The 16,103-nt window shown below is 60.0% G+C and carries 13 protein-coding genes; 5 read left to right on the top strand and 8 right to left on the bottom strand.

Features of this window, described 5'->3' with window-relative positions:
• Nucleotides 1-6 precede the first annotated feature (6 nt).
• Nucleotides 7-1,020: a hypothetical protein gene (locus Q0974_RS09925; protein ID WP_299327104.1), complete on the bottom strand. Its 1,014-nt coding sequence runs from the start codon at nucleotides 1,018-1,020 to the stop codon at nucleotides 7-9.
• A gap of 28 nt (nucleotides 1,021-1,048) precedes the next feature.
• On the opposite strand from Q0974_RS09925, the gene Q0974_RS09920 reads away from it, so the two are divergent.
• From Q0974_RS09920 to Q0974_RS09900, 5 genes are all read left to right on the top strand, one after another.
• The gene (locus Q0974_RS09920) at nucleotides 1,049-2,068 is read left to right on the top strand and encodes a phytanoyl-CoA dioxygenase family protein (protein ID WP_299327103.1); all 1,020 of its coding nucleotides are present in this window, start codon (nucleotides 1,049-1,051) and stop codon (nucleotides 2,066-2,068) included.
• Between the two features lie 33 nt (nucleotides 2,069-2,101).
• Nucleotides 2,102-4,084 carry a DNA topoisomerase IV subunit B gene (gene parE / locus Q0974_RS09915; protein WP_299327102.1) on the top strand — a complete coding sequence of 661 codons (1,983 nt, stop codon included), beginning with the start codon at nucleotides 2,102-2,104 and terminating at the stop codon, nucleotides 4,082-4,084.
• 276 nt (nucleotides 4,085-4,360) lie between these two features.
• Nucleotides 4,361-4,651, top strand: coding sequence for a hypothetical protein (locus tag Q0974_RS09910; protein ID WP_299327100.1), 291 nt, complete (start codon nucleotides 4,361-4,363; stop codon nucleotides 4,649-4,651).
• A gap of 52 nt (nucleotides 4,652-4,703) precedes the next feature.
• Entirely contained in the window at nucleotides 4,704-9,089 is a 4,386-nt protein-coding gene (locus Q0974_RS09905) for an RHS repeat-associated core domain-containing protein (protein WP_299327098.1), read from the top strand.
• Entirely contained in the window at nucleotides 9,090-9,515 is a 426-nt protein-coding gene (locus tag Q0974_RS09900; protein WP_299327096.1) for a hypothetical protein, read from the top strand. It begins immediately after the preceding gene.
• A 411-nt stretch (nucleotides 9,516-9,926) separates the two neighbouring features.
• Here Q0974_RS09900 and Q0974_RS09895 read toward each other — a convergent pair whose 3' ends face one another.
• Genes Q0974_RS09895 through Q0974_RS09865 form a run of 7 tightly spaced genes read right to left on the bottom strand, consistent with a single transcriptional unit; the run spans nucleotide 9,927 to nucleotide 16,079 of the window.
• Entirely contained in the window at nucleotides 9,927-10,478 is a 552-nt protein-coding gene (locus Q0974_RS09895) for a GNAT family N-acetyltransferase (protein ID WP_299327094.1), read from the bottom strand.
• Nucleotides 10,478-11,233 (bottom strand): LysR family transcriptional regulator, encoded by a 756-nt coding sequence (locus Q0974_RS09890; protein ID WP_299327092.1) that lies wholly within the window; start codon nucleotides 11,231-11,233, stop codon nucleotides 10,478-10,480. The genes Q0974_RS09895 and Q0974_RS09890 overlap by 1 nt, the downstream gene beginning before the upstream one ends.
• The gene (gene apaG, locus Q0974_RS09885; protein ID WP_299327090.1) at nucleotides 11,230-11,628 is read right to left on the bottom strand and encodes a Co2+/Mg2+ efflux protein ApaG; all 399 of its coding nucleotides are present in this window, start codon (nucleotides 11,626-11,628) and stop codon (nucleotides 11,230-11,232) included. The genes Q0974_RS09890 and apaG overlap by 4 nt, the downstream gene beginning before the upstream one ends.
• A complete protein-coding gene (locus tag Q0974_RS09880; protein WP_299327088.1) occupies nucleotides 11,625-12,833 on the bottom strand; it encodes an aminotransferase class I/II-fold pyridoxal phosphate-dependent enzyme in 1,209 nt (402 codons plus the stop codon). Before Q0974_RS09880 ends, apaG begins: the two co-directional genes overlap by 4 nt.
• A gap of 33 nt (nucleotides 12,834-12,866) precedes the next feature.
• On the bottom strand, nucleotides 12,867-13,916 hold the full coding sequence (gene leuB / locus Q0974_RS09875; RefSeq protein WP_299327086.1) for a 3-isopropylmalate dehydrogenase: 1,050 nt from the start codon (nucleotides 13,914-13,916) through the stop codon (nucleotides 12,867-12,869).
• 17 nt (nucleotides 13,917-13,933) lie between these two features.
• Nucleotides 13,934-14,548, bottom strand: coding sequence for a recombination protein O N-terminal domain-containing protein (locus tag Q0974_RS09870; protein WP_299327084.1), 615 nt, complete (start codon nucleotides 14,546-14,548; stop codon nucleotides 13,934-13,936).
• A gap of 31 nt (nucleotides 14,549-14,579) precedes the next feature.
• Nucleotides 14,580-16,079 carry a replicative DNA helicase gene (locus Q0974_RS09865; protein WP_299327082.1) on the bottom strand — a complete coding sequence of 500 codons (1,500 nt, stop codon included), beginning with the start codon at nucleotides 16,077-16,079 and terminating at the stop codon, nucleotides 14,580-14,582.
• Nucleotides 16,080-16,103: the final 24 nt, after the last annotated feature.

The following is a 16,103-nucleotide window of genomic DNA, read 5'->3' as shown; positions in this document are numbered from 1 at the left end:
GCGGCTCTACGGTCCGTGGAGACGCGCCACCAAGTCGGTTAATCGCGCTTGTTCCTGAGGGTCGTCGATTCGCACTACCGTCGGTTCGGGTAATGGGCCGGTATCCGGAAACAGTGGTGGGCTATCGAAATAGCGGCGCGCAATTTCGTCATTCGTGTCATCGCATGTCCGCCGGATACGTTCCGACAGTTGGGGCGTCAGCGCGTGAAAGGCCGGGCCATGGGAATCGGGCAACACCTCCATCACACGAGCGAGCAACTTGCCCCGTTCGAACCTGCCGACACCCTCTTTCTCCAACAGACTTGTACAGAAGCGCAATTGCTCCACTGTTCGTGCTGTCATCCTGAGATTGTACCGCCCGATGGGCGCCGGCAGCTGCTCGGGTGAAACATGGAGGCCCGTCGCATCGAAAAAATCCGTAGCGATGTTTTCGGGGACGAATTTGCGCACGACGATGTCGTCAAAGGCAGTCTCCCAGGGCGCCAACAGCTTCGTATAGTCGAACACCGGTTTTCCGAGATTCTCTTCTACGAATGTCTCGAAATCGCTGTTTAGATATCCCGTTTTGACTCGTTGTACGTATAGCGATTCCGCATAATCCTGCTGCCGCCTGAGAAAGATGATTATGGTGACACGTCGGCCAATCGACTGCGCGAAATCGGCAAGGCGGTTCGCGACATCCGAAGATGGCCCAAGCGTCGAGAATGTCTCCGCCGACAAAATTGCTGTTGTCGCGCCCGAGCCGCCGATGGCGTGAGACATGCGCTCACAATAGCCCGTCGCACTACCCTCTTCCGAGCGACCAGCCAATTCGCGCGCGAATCTACGATGCCAGGCTTTTTTGTCCGCCATCGGCATCGGCACGAGAATATCGTGTGAGGCCAAGTAATCGGCATTGTCGGCCAAAAGATGCCGCAGCGCGGACGTTCCGGTTTTCGGCATTCCGATATGCACAACGAGGCGCTTGGCTTTCTGCTCGATATCCCGTTCCTTTTCGCTGACAATTCCGGCTAATAACATCGCTAATCGATTTTGCCAGAAAGCCCCTATGCGTCTTGCCCGCTATCTCCTTGCTCCAATATGGGTCGCGCAGCTCGCTACGGGCGCGAAGAATTTCAGCAAGAATCCGATCATCGGCTCGCACCGGCTCAATACCCGCGGGCTGCATGCGACGCGGGTCAAGCGCGCGCATGCGATGGCGTGGAAGCGGCGTGAAAGACTCGCGAAACTGATCGATCCGGCGGACCGCGCGGCGTTCGACCGGGACGGCTTCGTCGCCAAGCCCGATTTCCTGCCGGCGGACCAGTTCGCGCGGCTGCGCGATGCGGTGCTCGCCCATCGCGGCCCGGCCCGCGACATGGTGCAGGGCGACACGATCACGCGGCGGTTCGCGCTCGACCCGGTCTTGCTTGCGAAGATTCCAGAGGCCCGCGCGCTGCTGTCCAATCCCGACTGGCGCGGACTGATCCGCTATGCGGGCAGCTTCGACCAGGAGCCGCTCACATATATTCAATCGATCCTTTCGCATATGCGCGACGCCGATCCCGACCCGCAGACCCATTTCCACGCCGATACGTTTCATCCGACGGTCAAGGCATGGCTGTTCCTGACCGATGTCGCCGAGGACGAGGGGCCGTTTTGCTATGTGCCCGGCTCGCATCGGCTGACGCCCGAGCGGCTGGAATGGGAACGGCAGATGAGCATCAAGGCGCCGGACGGTGTCGATCGCCTCTCATCGCGTGGTTCCTTCCGGGTGACGCGCGAAGAGTTGCCCGGCCTCCGCTTACCAGAGCCCCAGTCCTTCGCTGTACTCGCCAACACGCTCGTCGTCGGCGACACGTTCGGCTTTCACGCGCGCGGGCCGTCCGTGCGGCCCTCCACGCGCGTGGAGATCTGGGCCTATGGCCGGCGCAATCCCTATCTCCCATGGACCGGCCTCGATCCGTTCAGCCTGTCCGGCATCGCCGAGCGGCGCGTGAACTATCTCTGGGGCTTTCGCGATCGCTGGAAACGCTTTGTCGGGCAGCCCTGGCGCGACGTTGGGGATAAGTCGCCGACCGAGCGCTAGCGCAGCGACTCCGCGATTCTTATATCGATTGGCATGACCGATCTGTTCTCCGGATCATCGGGAGGCGGCGCCTCCGACGAATACGACGCCTCCGCGATCGAGGTGCTGGAAGGGCTTGAACCCGTCCGGCGGCGGCCCGGCATGTATATCGGCGGCACCGACGAGCGCGCGCTGCATCATCTTGCGGCCGAAGTGCTCGACAATGCGATGGACGAGGCAGTCGCGGGTCATGCGAGCCGGATTGAGATCAGCCTCGAACCGGGAAACCGGCTGACGATCAGCGATAACGGCCGGGGCATTCCGATCGATCCGCATCCGAAATTCAAAAAGAAATCGGCGCTCGAAGTCATCATGACGACGCTCCATTCGGGCGGCAAATTCACCGACAAAGCCTATGCAACGTCAGGCGGGCTGCACGGCGTCGGCGTCAGCGTTGTCAATGCGCTGTCCAAGGAAACGATCGTCGAGGTGGCGAAGAACAAGGAAGTCCATCGCCAAACCTATGCGCGCGGCGAGGTGACGTCGAAGCTCGCAAAGGTCGGCGATACGCCGAACCGGCGCGGGACGACGGTCGCCTTTATTCCCGACCCCGAAATCTTCGGCAAGAAAGCACAGTTCAAGCCGCAGCGGTTGCACCAGCTCGCGCGCTCCAAGGCCTATCTGTTCGCCGGGGTCGAGATCCGTTGGAAATGCGACGAAAGCCTGATCAAGGACGATACGCCGCCCGAGGCCGTCTTCCAGTTTCCCGGCGGTCTCGCCGACCATCTCGCCGAAGAAGTCGGCGAGCGCCCCTGCGCGACGACGGACTTCTTTGCGGGCAAGCAGGATTTCCCGGATGGCTTGGGCTCGGTCGAATGGGCGGTCGCCTGGCCGCTCTATTCGGACGGCGCCTACAGCTATTATTGCAACACGATACCGACCCGCGACGGCGGCACCCACGAAGCGGGCCTGCGCGCAGCGCTCGTCAAAGGCATCCGGGCCTTCGGCGAACTGGTCGGCATCAAGAAAGCGTCGGGCATCACGGCCGACGATATCATGTCCGGCAGCGAGCTGATGCTCTCGGTGTTCCTCAAGGATCCGCAATTTCAGAGCCAGACCAAGGACCGGCTAACGAGTCCCGAAGCCGCGAAACTCGTCGAAAATGCGATCCGCGACCATTTCGACCATTATTGCACGGACAATATGGAGCGGGGCAAAGCACTGCTCACCTATTGCGTCGAGCGAATGGAAGAGCGGCTCGCGCGCAAGGCGGAAAAAGAGGTCAAGCGCAAGACCGCGACGAGCGCCCGCAAACTGCGCCTCCCCGGCAAGCTGACCGATTGCTCTGAAGCGGGGCCCGAAGGCACCGAGCTCTTTATCGTCGAGGGCGACAGCGCGGGTGGATCGGCCAAGCAGGCGCGCAACCGCAAGACACAGGCGATCCTCCCGATTCGCGGCAAGATCCTCAACGTCGCCTCAGCAACCTCCGCCAAGATATTGGCAAATCAGGAAATTGCCGACATCATCCTCGCGCTCGGCTGCGGCACGCGCGAGCAATGCGATCCCGATCAGCTGCGCTACGAACGAATCATCATCATGACAGATGCAGATGTCGACGGCGCGCATATCGCAACGCTGCTGATGACCTTCTTCTTCCAGGAGATGGGCGCAATAGTGAAGGCCGGCCATGTCTTCCTCGCCCGCCCGCCGCTCTACCGCCTGACTGCGGGCGGCACGAGCCATTATGCGCAGGACGATGCCGAGCGCGCCGAGATCGAAGCGACCGTATTCAAGGGCAAGAAGGTCGATGTCGCGCGCTTCAAGGGCTTGGGTGAGATGAACCCGAAACAGCTGCGCGAGACGACGATGGACCCGGACACACGCTCGCTGTTGAAAGTCACGCTGCCGCAGGAATTCCAGAAAGAGGCCGGAGTGAAGGATCTCGTCGACCGGCTGATGGGCAAGCATCCCGAGCACCGCTTCGTCTTCATCCAGGAGAATGCGGCGATGCTGGATGAAGAGGCGATCGACGTCTGACGGCAATTGCCTTTTACAGTCGGAGATTGAGAGGCGATGGCGCTACGTACTAGATTCAGATCTGGAGCAACCGCTTGGTCCTTAGTCCAGACTGCGATCAATCCGAGACGTCCAATTCCGCGTCTTCTCACGGGCTTCTCGTCTAACATATTGCTTAATATACCAGAAAAGAGAGCGTGATAGCGGCTCGATAGGCCATCGCCACCTATTTGTTCTTTTTTTGTTCTAATGTTGGAAATGCGTTGATACCTCCTGATTCGTAACCGGGAGATCACCATGACCAATCGCCACATCGTTTCAGCCATTCTCGCCTCGGCGGCTTTGGCCACCCAAAGCGCAGCCGCAAACGCCATGCAGGCCGAAACTGCTACATTCACCTATGACGCGCTCGGGCGTGTCATCGAAGTTGAATCGGATCGTTCAACCGAAACGGTCGATTTCGAATTTTCTTATGACGCTGCCGACAACCGGACATCGGCGGGTGTCACCGAAACGACCTCATCAGCGGCGGTACCTCCCGAACCCTTGAGCACTGCGCAGCCCGGACAAGCGGCCCAGCCCGACTAACTCCGGCCGAAATCCGCCCAATCCGAAACCCGAATGCTGATGAGAGACCGCCATGACCGCACCGAAAACCAATACCCGCCGCCGCGCCGCCAAATTCCTCCTGACCACGATCCTGAGCTTTGGCCTGGCCGCGCCGGCTGTTTCACAGTCTGGACCGCCAAGTAATCCAGCGAACCCTCCCGAACCTTATCAGACAATCGATACGAACGGCGTCAACCTGTCTAACGGCGAGTTCAACTTTACGTTCGGCCAAATTTCCACAGGCGGATCGGTCGGTGAGGCGCTGGGCTTCGCGATGGAATTCTATGGTACAGCGCGCCGCGATCTTACACTTGGCTGGATACAGCGCATAACCGATAGCACGGGTACCACCTACTATGTGACCTTCGGCAATACTTCCGAATCGTTCACCGAAACCGCTGGCGTGTTTACTGCGCAGGAAGGCACAGGATCGACACTGGCCTTCAATGGCGGGAGCGGTATCTACACCTATGCGCAGACGAATGGCACAGCCTATGAATTCGATACGTCGCTAAACGCTGACTATCCGGAAGAAGATATCATCGCCCGGGTGACGGAAATCAGTGAGCCATCAGGTATCGTCACGACATTCCACTACAAGACCGAGCAAGACGTCATCGACTATGAAGGACAGGTCGTGCTTGTTCGCGCTGACCGTGTTCAGTCGATCACTAACAATCTCGGCTATCAACTCCATATCGATTATCTGTCCGACTTCATTACCGGTGTCACTACGCTCGACCGATTCAACCTCGTCACTGGCGTAATCGCGATCAACAATGCCGAGGAGTATTGCGATCCACTGGCAGACAGCTGCAGCCTGACGCAAAACTGGCCAAGCGTTACATTTACCTACAATGATGTCAGTGCGCCGACCATCATAACCGCAACCGATAATCTGAGCCGCACGACGCGCGTAACCCGTAACAGCGCGCTCAGGGTTACACGGGTCGAACGGCCGGAGGCTGGCGATGAACCGATAGATATCAGCTATGGGATCGATGGTCGCGTATCGTCGGTCGACGACGGCGCAGGTGTCTGGAACTACAGCTATGCGTTTCCGGGTGGAACCCTCCTTCAAACCACTATCGATGCGCCTGTAGGCGGCGACGTTGTGGTCGAATTCGACCCACCGCAAAGTTTGCGCCCCACATCCGTGACCGACGGCGCAGGCAATGAAACGACCTACGAGTATGACAGCTTCGGACGAATGACAGAGATGACAATGCCGGAGGGCAATTCGGTCGAGTACAGCTATGACAGCAACGGCAATATCACGACCGTCATTCGTCGCCCGAAATCCGGCACGGATACAATCGAAACCTCCGCAACCTATCCTTGCACGAGCAGCGTCACCTGCAACCGGCCTGCTACAACTACCGACGCCGAGGGCAATGTCACCAATTATAACTGGAGCGCTACGCATGGCGGCTTGTTGAGCGTCACGCTGCCCGATCCGGACGGTGGCGGCCCTCAGGTGAGTCCGCAGACGCGCTATAGCTATGAAGAACAGACCGCGCGCTATATCCAGTCCTCAGGCGGCTCACCAATCGATGCACCGAGCGATGTCTGGCGGCTGACGCGTGCCGAAAGCTGTGCGACTGGCTCGACATGCGACGGAACCGACGATGAAACCGAAACGATCCTGAGCTATGACAACGGCAGCACTGCGACAAACCTGTTGCTCGCCCAGGTTACCACGCAAGCCGGCGACGCTTCTGTTTCGGCAACGAACAGCTACACCTACGATCCGTTCGGCAATCTCACCATCCATGATGGCCCGATCCCCGACGACGAAACCTATTATTTCTACAATGCCGGGATCCAGCTACGTGGCGTGATCGGCATGGACCCGAGCACGGGCACGGATATCGAGCGGCGTGCGCAACGCTTTGTCTATGACGATAATGGCAATGTCACCGAAGAGATTAGCGGCTGGACGGACGGCGCCACGCTTACTGATCTCAACACGCTGAATGTCTCGACGACCCGGCTGTTCGAATATGACGATATCGGCCGGCGCGTCCGCGCGCGCCTGCGCGGATCGGACAATGTCGTCACGTCCAGGACCGATTATAACTATAACGAGCAAAGCCAGCCCCTGTGCACGGCCGTGCGCATGAACCCGGCATTTTTCGCGGGCGGTGGGCCGACCAATGCCTGCACGATCGGCACTGTGGGAAGTTTCGGGCCCGACCGCATATCGCGCAACTATTATCTCGCCGACAATCGGCTCTATGCGCGTATCGAGGCCATCAACACGCCTGATCAGCGCGCAACCTTCGATATGCGTTTCAATCCCAACGGCACGGTCCGCTTTGTCGAGGATGGCGAAGATAATCGCACGACATATGTATATGACGGCCATGACCGGCTGATACAGACACGGTATCCTAACGCCACCGGCGGCGGTTCATCGATCACCGACCGGGAGACCTATACCTATGACGCCAATTCCAACCTGGAATCTTTCCGGCCACGCACAGGCGCAGCAATTAATTTTGCCTATGACAATCTCAACCGCCGGACGCTCATGGACCCGCCAGGCGCCGCACCGGATGTCACCTACGCCTATGATAATTTCTCGCGGCTGACATCGGCATCGCAAACCGGTCACAACCTGACCTTCACCTATGACGCGCTCGGTCGCCAGCTGACGGAGACCGGGCCGCTGGGCACGGTGCAGTCCGCCTATCGCGACGATGGCGTGCGGACGCGGCTGACCCATCCGGACAACACCTATTTCTTCACCCAATATTGGAACACAGGCGCCCCCGCCGCGACGCGGATCAACGCGACAAGCGGGACGGCATCGCGGGTATTCGCGTCCGTCTACGATGTCGAACAACGGCTGTTTCGCCGCGTCTGGGGCGACAATACGACGCCGAACCACACCGTGCAGCAGAACAGCTATGACCCCGTATCGCGGGTCAGCAGTGTGTTCCAGGAACTGACCGGCGGCGCGGCCAACGATCTCACCACGGATTTCACCTATAATCCGCCCGGCCAGATCGCGACGCGCAGCCGCACGAACAGCGCCTATGTCTATGACGGCCAGACGCCGGGCACGACCAGCTATGCGGACAACGGCCTCAACCAATATACGAGCGTTACTCCGCCGGGTTCGGGCGCGATCACGCCGAGCTATGACGGGCGCGGCAATCTCACCGGCTATGACGGTTCCACCTATTATTATGACGCGCTGAACCGGCTGGTCCGCGTCGAGATTGACGGGCAGAACACCCGCTTTACCTATGATCCGCTCGGGCGGCTCTACCGGATCGACGCGCCCGGCACGGCGGATGACCGGCGCTTCCTGTGGGATGGCGATGTGATCATCTCCGAACATGCCGATACGAGCACCGATGTGCTGCGCCGCTATGCCTATGTGCCCGGTTCATTGGGCGCGCCGATGCTGACGATCGAGGGCCCGGGCACGGCCATCGCCGACCGCCGCTATCTGCACCGCGACGAGCGCGGCAGCGTGATCGCCATCGCCAATGCGACGGACGGCACGATGGAGAGCATCAACACCTATGGCCCCCATGGCGAGCCGGGCGCGGGCAATGCCGGCGTGTTCCAATATGCCGGCCAGATGTGGCTCGCGGATATCGGCCTCTACTATATGCGCAACCGCTTCTATCACCCCGAACTCGGCCGGTTCGTCCAGCCCGACCCGATCGGATACCAGGGCGGCATGAACCTCTACGCCTATGTCGGAAACGATCCGGTGAATAGGGTCGATCCGTTGGGACTCTTCGAACGGTTCGATCCCGCGACTATTGCATTTTATGGGGACACTATCGTTGTGCAGGGCGGGTGCCAAATCGACCCCTATTTTTGCAGGGCATCTTTGGCAGCGCAGGAATTTGCTCTGGATAGCTTCTTTACCGATCTGCTTGGAAGTGTCGTACAAGACATTGGATTTCTGTATCCGGAAATTGTGGTGACGGCTCCACAACTCTCTGGTGGATCGAGCGGTGGTCGGGGAGGTGCTGTAACGCATAATTTCTCTAGTGAGCTGGATCGTCCATGTCTCTTGGGTCGAGTGCATACCGCATCTGTGACAGTGACAAGTGTGATGGGAGCCGGTGGCACCAGCACTGTCGGACTCTTTAGAACTGACCTTGGTGCGTTCGGTGTTTTTACAACTAGAGGTCTTGGAGGCGGCTTCGGCGACGTCGGAGTGTCTGTTGAGCAGGGTGGAGCAGATAGTATTAGAGATTTTGTAGGCGCTGCTCGTACAACCTCGATTTCAGCCGGACCTGCTTCCGTTACAATAAATCAACAACCTGACAGCGGATTCTTTTCACCACCAACCTCAAGCTCGGCTGGGCCGAGTTTTGGTTTTCCCATTGGCGTTTCGCGACAGACTACGGTAACAAAACTAGGCCCATATTTTTGCCCGGGAGGATAAATGAATAGTTGGATTATAACAATATTTCGTTTTTTCTTGGGCTGGGTAGATAGAACTTCTAAACAGGACAATACCGATTTAGATATTATAAATATACAAGAAACTCTATCTGATTACTATAATTTATCAATAGAAGATTTTGACGAAAAGAAGATCATAATATTTAACAGAAAAAAATTTGAGTTTTTCCCGCATAATTATCATCCATTTACATATATAAGAAAAGGAAAAATAGAGATTTTCAAAGAAAGAACTGATTACTCTATTTATGCTCCCAGCATAATACTGATAGGTTTGCCAGTCTTTACATTTATAGGCCTTATGTTCCAGCTGAATATATTTGCTGCAATTATTTTTTCTCCGCTAATGCCTGCCATATTCCGAAATTTTGTGGATGATAAGTTTGCGAAAATTCTGGGTATATGAATTAGTGATTTCAATGGTGCTGAAACTGTCTTATTTCGCCAATTTGAATGTTACGACAACAACGCAATGGAGTTCAGACGCAACGAACTCTCTTATCGGTTTCCTGGCTCTCGATAAATGCGCGACCCTCAATCCGCCGGCTCCGGACTCGCTGTAGCCGCTGTATGATGCGCGCGGCAACGTCACCGCCTGTGACAGCCTGAAACGGTTGACACAGGCGACGGTGGACAGGACCGGTCGGCCGCCTAAGTTTACGGTTTATGGTGACATTGCATTAGTTGGCATAGCGTAGGCACGCCCAGCTATGGCGGGCGCGGCAATCTCACCGGCTATGACGGCTCCACCTATTATTATGACGCGCTGAACCGGCTGACGCGCGTCGAGATTGGCAAAAATCCGCTCCGGCTACAACTATTCAGGATCGGCCCGCGTCCAACCCCCTTCCCACTCACGCTTGAGCAAGCCCCAGACGATACTATCCCGCACGCCGAGATGCGTCGTCCATTCTTCGCGCAGATAGCCCTCGCGCTGGAAGCCAAGCTTTTCGAGCAACGCGTTGGAGCCATGATTGTCGGGATCGACATCGGCCGTGATCCGGCGCAGGCCCATCTCCGCAAACGCATGATCGATCACGCGCGACACCGCTTCCCCGACATAGCCCTTCCGCCAATGGCTGCGGCGGAGATTATAGCCGATCTCCGCCACGCCCTCCCGGCCCGGAATCAGGCAGACCCAGCCCAGCGCCTCGCCGCCATCCTCCGTGATCGCCCAGGTCAGATATTTCTCGTCCGTCGCATTGATGCGGACATAGTCGCGCGTTTCCTGCAGCGTCTTGTGCGGCCCGCTCGACCAGTAGCGCATCGCCTCTTCGTCCGAGAAGAAATGATGCATCGCTTCGGCATCGGCCTCGACCAGGGGACGGAGCGTCAGCCGTTGGGATCGCAGCGTCGGAAGTTCGGCCATTAGCCGGTGAGCGCGGCGACGAGCTTGCGGACCTTTTGCTGCCGCCATTGCGGGAGCGGGGCCATCAGCCAATAGGCTCGCTGCGCCTCCTCGCTCTCGCCGATCTCGGCACCCGCCGCTTCGGCGAGCAGCCGCGGCACGCGCGCCTTGCCGATCCCGGCCATTGCCGCCTCCAGTGCAAGCCCCGCATCGGCAACGATCAGCCGAATCTCGTCCGCCTTGCCGCCCTCCCAGCAGATGATCTCACCCTTGCCGACCCAGACGGCTTCGGGCTCGGCCAGCTTCACGCCCATATGGTCGCCCGGCCCGTCGGCAAGCCGGATCGCAAGATCGAGATTGGCCTCCGTAAAATCGAGCGGCTCGTCACTCGCGATCAGCTGGAAGCGCATATCGGGATCGGTCTTGCCGAATTCGGCGAGGCGCGGGAGCAGCCAGTAACGGCTGAAATCGCGCGGTGCGGCGATGGTCAGCCGGTTGGAGGACTGGCCCTGCCGCATCGCCTGCACGCTTTCCTCGAACTGCAGGAAACCGGCGCGCAACGCGTCGAGCCCGCGTTCGCCCTCGGGCGTGAGCTTAAGGCCCTTGGGCGTGCGGCGGAAGAGGACCACGCCGAGTGTATCTTCGAGCGCGCGTATCTGCTGCCCAACGGCGGCCGGCGTCACCGCCAGCTCGTCAGCCGCCCGCGTGAAGGACAGATGCCGCGCGGCCGCGTCGAACACGCGCAGCCCGTTTAACGGAAGCAGTGTGCGCTTCATCCCGCGACTGCCGGTGCGTCCAGCGGAAAGCGCGGGATCGCCACGTCGAACTGCGCACCATCGTTGCCGACCATCGCATAGCTGCCTTCCATCGACCCGCTGGGCGTGGAGAGCGGGCAACCCGACACATAGTCGAACGCGCCGCCCGGCTCGATCACCGGCTGTTCGCCGACCACGCCCTCGCCCGCAACCTCCTGCTGGCGCCCATTGGCATCGGTGATGAACCAGTGGCGCGTGAGCAGCTGCACGGGCGCATCGCCGCAATTCTCGATCCGGATATGATAGGCCCAGAACCAGCGTTCCTTGGCGAGTTCTGACTGTTCCGGAAGGAAGCTGACCGAAACGCGCACGATCACATCTCCGGTCCGCGCCGCATGGGGGAAGAGCGCGTTCACAGCCCCGCCGCCTTCAGCGCGCAATCGAGATCGTCGATCAGATCCTGCGGGTCTTCGAGGCCGACATTGATCCGGAGCATGCTCTCTTCGATCCCCATTTCCTCCCGTACGCTTTCGTCCAGCCCGCTATGCGTGGTCGACGCCGGATGCGTCATCAGGCTGCGAGAGTCGCCGATATTGTTCGAAATGTCGATGAGCTCAAGCGCATCGAGCAAGGCATGGGCCTCCCGGCGACCGCCATCGACAAAGAAGGAGAAGATCGGGCCACAGGCGTCCATCTGCGCCATTGCGAGATTATGCTGGGGGTGGCTGGCAAGGCCCGGATGCAGGATGCGCGGAACGCGGCCTTCCAGGAAATTCCCGACCGTCACCGCACTCTCGCTCTGGCGGCGGATGCGCAGGTCGAGCGTTTCGAGGCCCTTGAGCACGACCCAGGCGTTGAAGGCGGAGAGCGTCGGCCCGGTATTGCGAGTAAAGGGCAGCAGGGTTTCGAGAATGAATTCCTCGGTGCCGCAGATCGCGCCCGCAAGCACCCGCCCCTGACCGTCCATCATCTTGGTCGCGCTATAGGCGACGATGTCCGCCCCGAACTCCATCGGCCGCTGGAGCGCAGGTGTGGCAAAGGCATTGTCGACGATCGAGACAATGCCATTTTCGTGCGCGATATCGCACACGGCTTTCAGATCGACGATATCCATTGTCGGATTGGCGGGCGTTTCGAAGAAGAAGGCCTTTGTGTTGGGCGTGATGGCGGCCTTCCACAGATCAGGATCGCGCGCATCGATGGTGGTCGTTTCGATCCCGAATTTCGGCAGCAGCGTGTCGGTCAGCCAGCGGCAGGAGCCAAACAGCGCCCGGCCGGCGACGACATGATCGCCGGTCTCGAGCTGACAGAGCAACGCCGCCGTCATCGCCGCCATGCCGCTCGCCGTACAGCGCGCGGCCTCCGCGCCTTCCATCAGCGCGATCCGCTGTTCGAGCATTTCCACCGTCGGGTTCTGCAGCCGCGAATAGGTCATGCCCTGCTGCTCACCGGCGAAGCGGTCGGCCGCATCGGCCGCGCAGTCATAGGCATAGCCGGATGTCAGGAATATCGCTTCGGAGGTTTCCCCGAATTCCGAACGCGCGGTGCCGCCGCGCACGGCCTGAGTGGCCGGGCGCCATTTGGCGGTGGTTGCGCGATCCTGTCCCGTACTACGTTTCATTGTGTCCGCTTTGCCAAGCGATGGTGCGCCGCGTCAATGCGCTAGCGCAGCGATCACCGCATCGCCGGCCTGCCGCGTCGTTGCGCTGCCGCCCAGGTCCGCTGTCCGCAATCCGTCAGCCAGTGCCTTGGCAACCGCCTGTTCGATCCGGTCTGCCGGTTGCGACATGTCGAGCGAATAGCGCAGCATCATCGCCGCCGAGAGGATCGTCGCCAGCGGATTGGCCTTGCCTTCTCCCGCGATATCGGGCGCGGAACCGTGAACGGGCTCGTACAATCCCTTGCCGCCTGCATCCAGCGACGCCGAGGGCAGCATCCCGATCGAGCCCGCGCACATGCTGGCAAGGTCGGACAGAATATCGCCGAACAGGTTGCCCGTGACGATCGTGTCGAACTGGCCGGGATCGCGCACGAGCTGCATGGCGGCATTGTCGACATACATATGGCGGAGCTCGACGTCCGGATAATCGGCCGACACCTCGACCATGACATCGCGCCAGAGCTGCGAGGTTTCGAGGACATTGGCCTTGTCGACTGAACACAGCTTGCAGCGCCGCGCCTGAGCCGTCTCGAACCCAGCGCGGGCGATCCGCGCGATCTCCGCCTCGTCATAGGCCATAATGTCATAGCCCTGCCGCAATCCGTCATCGGTCGTTCGCATCCCCTTCTCGCCGAAATAGACGTCGCCGGTCAGCTCGCGCACGATCATCACATCGATATCGCGCGCAATTTCGGGCCGCAGGGCCGACGCATCGGCCAGCTCCGGAAACAGGTTCGCCGGGCGGAGATTCGCGAAGAGCTGCAATTCCTTGCGCACGCCGAGGATCGCCTGTTCGGGCCGCAAATGTCGCTCCAGCGCATCGCAATCCGGGTCGCCGACCGCGCCAAACAGGATGGCGTCGGCGCGCTTTGCAAGATCGAGTGTTTTGTCGGGCAAAGGATGGCCATATTCCTTGTACGCCGCTCCACCGATCGGCGCTTCCTCGAAGATCAGCCCGTGGATATCGAGTGCTTCAAGCACGCGCACCGCCTCGACAATCACTTCGGGACCGATCCCGTCTCCCGGCAATAGCGCGACCAGCATGGTTTCGTCCTTCTCGCTCAGGCCGCGCGCTTCAAACGCTCGACCAATCTCTCGCGTGCCGCCATTACATCATTGCGCCGCTCGTCCAACAGGTCGCGGCCGAGAAAATGGCCGGTCAGGCGGAATCCTTCGAAAATGGCCGGCCAATCCTCCATTGCGTCGGGAATGGCCGTCTTTTCCGGATCGAGACCAAAGCCGAGCTCGCGCAATATCAACAGTTCGTAGCGGACGAGCGCCGACGCCCAGCGCCGCGCGCTCGGCGCTGCCTCGATCGCGCTCAGTACCGCATCGAGTGCGTCATGGATATGCGGATAGGCCTGCCCCTCCGGCAACGTCGCCGCAGTCAGCGCGCAGGCCCATTCGATGCCAGAAGCGGCCAGCGGCTCGGCAAAGAGCCCGCTGCGGCTCGTAACGAGTTCGACCGTTAGCCCGGCCAGCTGCTCCTCGGTACGCGCGCGAAATTCGGCTTCGACGATATTGCCCGGTAACAGGATCGGACGGATGCGGCGCGACCGGCCGCCCCGGACGTAACCGGCCATCAGCCCGCTTCCGGGCGTCATCAGCCGGGCGATCGTGCCATGTTCGCCGTGCGGACGGATAGCGCAGACAAGGGCGCGGGTGCGAAACTGCATGGAAACGCTTTAGTCGAAAGCGCGCGACACGCTAATAGCCGGGCCGCCGATCCTCATAGGCCATGTCGCTGAACCGCGTGAATTCGCGATCGAAACGCAGCGTGACCGTGCCCGTCGCGCCATGGCGTTGCTTCGCGATGATAATCTGCGCCTGCCCGGCCACTTCCTGATTCTTCAGCTCCCAGGCGGAGCGTTTTTCGCGGTCCTCAGGCGAGCTCTGCTCGGTGATCATCGGCGGCTCGGCAAAGCCGTGATAATAATCCTCCCGATAAATGAAGAGCACGATGTCGGCATCTTGCTCGATCGAGCCCGATTCGCGCAGATCGGAGAGTTGCGGCTTCTTGTCCTCGCGCTGCTCGACTGCGCGGCTGAGCTGCGATAGCGCGAGCACCGGCACTTCAAGCTCTTTGGCCAGCGTTTTGAGCCCGCGGCTGATCTCGGAGATTTCCTGCACGCGATTGTCTCCGGTGCGCGCCGAACCCTGCAGAAGCTGGAGATAGTCGACGACGATCATCGATATGCCACGCTGCCGCTTGAGCCGCCGCGCGCGCGTGCGCAACGCCGCAATTGTGAGGCCTGGCGTATCGTCGATATAGAAAGGCAGGCTTTCGAGTTCCGCCGCCGCACGGGCGAGATTGCGGAACTCTTCCTGGCTGATCTGGCCCTTGCGGAGTTTCTCCGAACTGATCCGGGAGCGCTCGGACAGGATACGCGTGGCCAGCTGGTCGGCCGACATTTCGAGGCTGAAAAAGGCGACCGGCGCGCCGATCGATTCCTCGATCCCATCCTCCTGATCGCGCTGGAACCGCAAGGCCGTTTCGAAGGCGATATTGGTCGCGAGCGCTGTCTTCCCCATGCCGGGGCGTGCCGCGAGGACGATCAGGTCGGACTTGTGCAGCCCGCCGAAATGATGATTCAAACTCGAAAAGCCGGTCGTGTAACCAGAAACGTTGCCGCCGGAATTGAGCGCCCGCTGCGCCATGGTAACGGCTTCGGCGGCGGCCGAGGCGAAGCTCTTGGTTGCGCCGCTCTCGCCGCCGGCTTCGGCGACTTTGTAGAGTTCGACTTCGGCCTCTTCGATCTGCGCCTTGGGATCGACGGCATCGCTCGTATCGACGGCTTTTTCGACCATCTCGCGCCCGACGCCGATCAGCGCGCGGAGCAGCGCGAGCTCGTAAATCTGGGTCGCGAAATCGCGGGCGCCGATCAGCGCGACACCGCTCTCGGTGATTTTCACCAGATAGCCGACACCGCCCAGTTCCTTCAGGCCCTCGTCGCTCTCGAACATCGGTTTTAGCGTGACCGGATTGGCGACCATATTCTTGTCGACGACCATTTTGATGATCGCCTGATAGATGCGGCCATGGACGGGATCGAAGAAATGATCCTCGCGCAGGATTCTCTGAACATCGTCGACAAGCCGGTTGTCGATCAGCAACGCGCCGAGCAACGCGGCCTCCGCCTCCACATTGTGCGGCAGCGCCATGATGCCGTTTTCATTGTCGCCGATAAGTGGAGCAGGTTCCGCCATAGACTCCTTGTCGCGCGGATCGGC

It is taken from the genome of Parasphingopyxis sp., assembly GCF_028279465.1.
In the GTDB taxonomy this organism is placed as follows: Bacteria; Pseudomonadota; Alphaproteobacteria; order Sphingomonadales; family Sphingomonadaceae; genus Parasphingopyxis.
The sequence above is the reverse complement of the archived record's forward strand: the minus strand, read 5'-3'. Positions and strand labels throughout refer to the sequence as shown.

Bases quoted from the DNA above. Each gene is read 5' to 3' on its own strand.
- Q0974_RS09895 (WP_299327094.1), bottom strand. From the start codon at position 10,478: ATGGCCGAACTTCCGACGCTGCGATCCCAACGGCTGACGCTCCGTCCC.
- Q0974_RS09880 (WP_299327088.1), bottom strand. From the start codon at position 12,833: ATGAAACGTAGTACGGGACAGGATCGCGCAACCACCGCCAAATGGCGC.
- Q0974_RS09910 (WP_299327100.1), top strand. From the start codon at position 4,361: ATGACCAATCGCCACATCGTTTCAGCCATTCTCGCCTCGGCGGCTTTG.
- Q0974_RS09870 (WP_299327084.1), bottom strand. From the start codon at position 14,548: ATGCAGTTTCGCACCCGCGCCCTTGTCTGCGCTATCCGTCCGCACGGC.
- Q0974_RS09890 (WP_299327092.1), bottom strand. From the start codon at position 11,233: ATGAAGCGCACACTGCTTCCGTTAAACGGGCTGCGCGTGTTCGACGCG.
- parE (WP_299327102.1), top strand. From the start codon at position 2,102: ATGACCGATCTGTTCTCCGGATCATCGGGAGGCGGCGCCTCCGACGAA.
- Q0974_RS09865 (WP_299327082.1), bottom strand. From the start codon at position 16,079: ATGGCGGAACCTGCTCCACTTATCGGCGACAATGAAAACGGCATCATG.
- Q0974_RS09905 (WP_299327098.1), top strand. From the start codon at position 4,704: ATGACCGCACCGAAAACCAATACCCGCCGCCGCGCCGCCAAATTCCTC.
- Q0974_RS09900 (WP_299327096.1), top strand. From the start codon at position 9,090: ATGAATAGTTGGATTATAACAATATTTCGTTTTTTCTTGGGCTGGGTA.
- leuB (WP_299327086.1), bottom strand. From the start codon at position 13,916: ATGCTGGTCGCGCTATTGCCGGGAGACGGGATCGGTCCCGAAGTGATT.
- Q0974_RS09925 (WP_299327104.1), bottom strand. From the start codon at position 1,020: ATGTTATTAGCCGGAATTGTCAGCGAAAAGGAACGGGATATCGAGCAG.
- Q0974_RS09920 (WP_299327103.1), top strand. From the start codon at position 1,049: ATGCGTCTTGCCCGCTATCTCCTTGCTCCAATATGGGTCGCGCAGCTC.